The 2,823-nt window shown below is 40.8% G+C and carries 1 protein-coding gene, 10 tRNA genes and 1 pseudogene; 2 read left to right on the forward strand and 10 right to left on the reverse strand.

Going from position 1 to position 2,823, the window contains the following annotated elements; all coding sequences use genetic code 11:
• Window positions 1-117: 117 nt before the first annotated feature.
• Together HT687_RS11215 and birA are read left to right on the forward strand one after the other, a co-directional pair.
• Window positions 118-755, forward strand: a pseudogene (locus HT687_RS11215) (AraC family transcriptional regulator); the annotation flags it as partial.
• Window positions 752-1,687 carry a bifunctional biotin--[acetyl-CoA-carboxylase] ligase/biotin operon repressor BirA gene (gene birA, locus HT687_RS11220; protein WP_000844510.1) on the forward strand — a complete coding sequence of 312 codons (936 nt, stop codon included), beginning with the start codon at window positions 752-754 and terminating at the stop codon, window positions 1,685-1,687. The pseudogene HT687_RS11215 and the gene birA, both read left to right, overlap by 4 nt.
• A 227-nt stretch (window positions 1,688-1,914) precedes the next feature.
• On the opposite strand, the gene HT687_RS11225 is transcribed toward birA, so the two are convergent.
• The 10 genes from HT687_RS11225 to HT687_RS11270 all read right to left on the reverse strand — a co-directional run bounded on the left by HT687_RS11225 (window position 1,915) and on the right by HT687_RS11270 (window position 2,796).
• Window positions 1,915-2,002: transfer RNA gene (locus HT687_RS11225), tRNA-Ser, on the reverse strand.
• Window positions 2,003-2,008: 6 nt separating this feature from the next.
• Window positions 2,009-2,082, reverse strand: a tRNA-Ile gene (locus HT687_RS11230).
• A gap of 35 nt (window positions 2,083-2,117) precedes the next feature.
• A tRNA-Gly gene (locus HT687_RS11235) sits at window positions 2,118-2,188 on the reverse strand.
• 19 nt (window positions 2,189-2,207) lie between these two features.
• Window positions 2,208-2,280, reverse strand: a tRNA-Phe gene (locus HT687_RS11240).
• Between the two features lie 3 nt (window positions 2,281-2,283).
• A tRNA-Met gene (locus tag HT687_RS11245) sits at window positions 2,284-2,357 on the reverse strand.
• 10 nt (window positions 2,358-2,367) lie between these two features.
• Window positions 2,368-2,457 (reverse strand) — tRNA-Ser (locus tag HT687_RS11250).
• Window positions 2,458-2,467: 10 nt separating this feature from the next.
• Window positions 2,468-2,541, reverse strand: a tRNA-Ile gene (locus tag HT687_RS11255).
• A 13-nt stretch (window positions 2,542-2,554) separates the two neighbouring features.
• Window positions 2,555-2,628, reverse strand: a tRNA-Met gene (locus HT687_RS11260).
• Between the two features lie 5 nt (window positions 2,629-2,633).
• Window positions 2,634-2,707: transfer RNA gene (locus HT687_RS11265), tRNA-Pro, on the reverse strand.
• Window positions 2,708-2,722: 15 nt separating this feature from the next.
• A tRNA-Arg gene (locus tag HT687_RS11270) sits at window positions 2,723-2,796 on the reverse strand.
• Between the last annotated feature and the right edge of the window lie 27 nt (window positions 2,797-2,823).

Consider the following 2,823-nt stretch of genomic DNA (forward strand, 5'->3'; position numbering starts at 1 on the left):
AGATTTGAATCCTATTGAGTAAGCTTGGGCTATCTTGAAAAAGAAAGTAACAGATTTATTAAGGGAAGTCCCAACTATTTTTGAATGTTTGGAACGCTTTTTAAAACTAAATGACTATATCAAGCAGATAGTAAAGAACCTTGGGCCTACTACTGGTTAGGAATCACTGGAGGGAAAGCTCCTGATTTTTTTTGCCCTTTCTCAAATTTCTGATCAATCCTATCTCATCCAATCTGAAACTTGTCATACCCAGACTACTGCAAAACTCATCTCAGACATTGTTCGCTTCGCTCAGATTACAAAATCCAATGAATTAGCTCAACTCCATATCATGGGACAACTCCATGAACTGATGTTTCATCTGGGAACTATTGCTCCCAATCAGAAAAAAGAATATTTCATCAACCTACCAACTCTATCTTGAATGCAAACGATTAATTGATAGCCACTATCCTCAATCACTTACAATTCAAGATTTAACAAAAGAACTATCCGTTCACAGAAGCTACTTATCAAGCGTATTCAAAGAATTTAATACCTTATCACCCAAAGAATACCTACTCTACGTTCGAATGCACCGAGCTAAACAACTTCTCGAAAATACCCAAGAATCCATCAAGGTAATTGCATACTCGGTAGGTTTTTCAGATCCACTACATTTTTCGAAAGCTTATAAACAATACTTTAATCAGACTCCAAGTCATACAAGAAAAGAATACTCTCAATACCAACTAGTGAGAAAGGCAACATTATGAAATCCTACCAAGCTGTCTACCAAATCCTATCTAAAGAAACCGACTATATCAGCGGAGAAAAAATCGCAGAAAAACTATCCCTAAGCCGAACATCAATTTGGAAAGCTATCAAGCGACTAGAACAAGAAGGGATTGAAATTGATAGTATCAAAAATAGAGGATATAAACTGATGAATGGTGACCTTATTCTTCCAGAGATTCTAGAAGAAAATCTTCCAATTAAAATCAGTTTTAAACCCGAAACAAAATCAACACAACTAGATGCAAAAGAAGCAATTGATTTAGGCTATGAAGCAAACACCCTCTATCTAGCTTCCTATCAAATAGCAGGGCGTGGCCGTTTTCAACGCTCCTTCTACTCTCCTCAAGGTGGCATTTATATGACCCTCCATCTTAAACCAAATCTTCCCTATGACAAATTACCGTCCTACACACTACTTGTAGCTGGAGCTGTCTACAAAGCCATTAAGAACCTAACTTTAATAGATGTCGACATAAAATGGGTCAATGATATCTACCTAAACAATCATAAAATTGGAGGAATTCTCACTGAAGCAATGACCTCTGTAGAAACTGGCTTAGTCACAGATATCATTATTGGAGTAGGTATCAATTTCACTATTAAAGACTTCCCTCAGGAATTAAAAGAAAAAGCTGCCAGCTTATTTAAAGCTACAGCTCCTATAACAAGGAATGAATTGATCATAGAAATCTGGCGTACTTTCTTCGAAACACCAGCAGAAGAGCTATTATACCTATACAAAAAACAGTCATTCGTTCTTGGAAAAGAAGTTACTTTCACACTAGATCAAAAAGACTACAAGGGACTTGCTAAAGACATCTCTGAAAGTGGAAAACTTTTGGTGCAATGTGATAACGGAAAAGAAATCTGGCTCAATAGCGGAGAAATTTCTCTCAAGAGTTGGAAGTAATAATAAATTAGAACAACCATAAAATCGACAATATATAAAGATTTTAGCTTTTCTTCAACCCACTACAGTTGACAAAGAGCCTGAAAACTTCAAAAAACGGATTTTTATCGCTCTGAACATCAAAAAAGAAAGGACGAAATTTGTCCTTTCTCGAGCTTAGCTGACTTCAACCCACTACAGTTGACAAAGAGCCAAATGAAAAAGAGAGTTACAAACTCTCATTAAAACGGAGAATAAGGGATTCGAACCCTTGCGCCAGTTACCCGACCTAACGATTTAGCAAACCGTCCTCTTCAGCCTCTTGAGTAATTCTCCAATTAATGGGCACGAGTGGACTCGAACCACCGACCTCACGCTTATCAGGCGTGCGCTCTAACCACCTGAGCTACGCGCCCAAGTTAAAAAACTTGGTAATTTGAACAAAGTTCAAAGCGGGTGACGAGAATCGAACTCGCGACAACAGCTTGGAAGGCTGTAGTTTTACCACTAAACTACACCCGCATAAATACTATCAATAAAATGGCGCGAGACGGAATCGAACCGCCGACACATGGAGCTTCAATCCATTGCTCTACCAACTGAGCTACCGAGCCTTATTGCGGGAGCAGGATTTGAACCTACGACCTTCGGGTTATGAGCCCGACGAGCTACCGAGCTGCTCCATCCCGCGTTAATATAAAAGGAGGATGTGGGATTCGAACCCACGCACGCTTTTACACGCCTGACGGTTTTCAAGACCGTTCCCTTCAGCCGGACTTGGGTAATCCTCCAATATTCAAATGGACCTTGTAGGACTTGAACCTACGACCACTCGGTTATGAGCCGAGAGCTCTAACCAGCTGAGCTAAAGGTCCGACAAGATCATTATAGCGGCGAAGGGGATCGAACCCCCGACCTCCCGGGTATGAACCGGACGCTCTAGCCAGCTGAGCTACACCGCCATGAATCGGGAAGACAGGATTCGAACCTGCGACACCTTGGTCCCAAACCAAGTACTCTACCAAGCTGAGCTACTTCCCGAGTTAAATAGAAAAATGCACCCTAGAGGAGTCGAACCTCTAACCGCCTGATTCGTAGTCAGGTACTCTATCCAGTTGAGCTAAGGGTGCTCATTAGTTTATGCCGAAGACCGGAAT

This window comes from Streptococcus sp. 1449 (assembly GCF_013276805.1).
Taxonomy (GTDB): domain Bacteria; phylum Bacillota; class Bacilli; order Lactobacillales; family Streptococcaceae; genus Streptococcus; species Streptococcus pseudopneumoniae.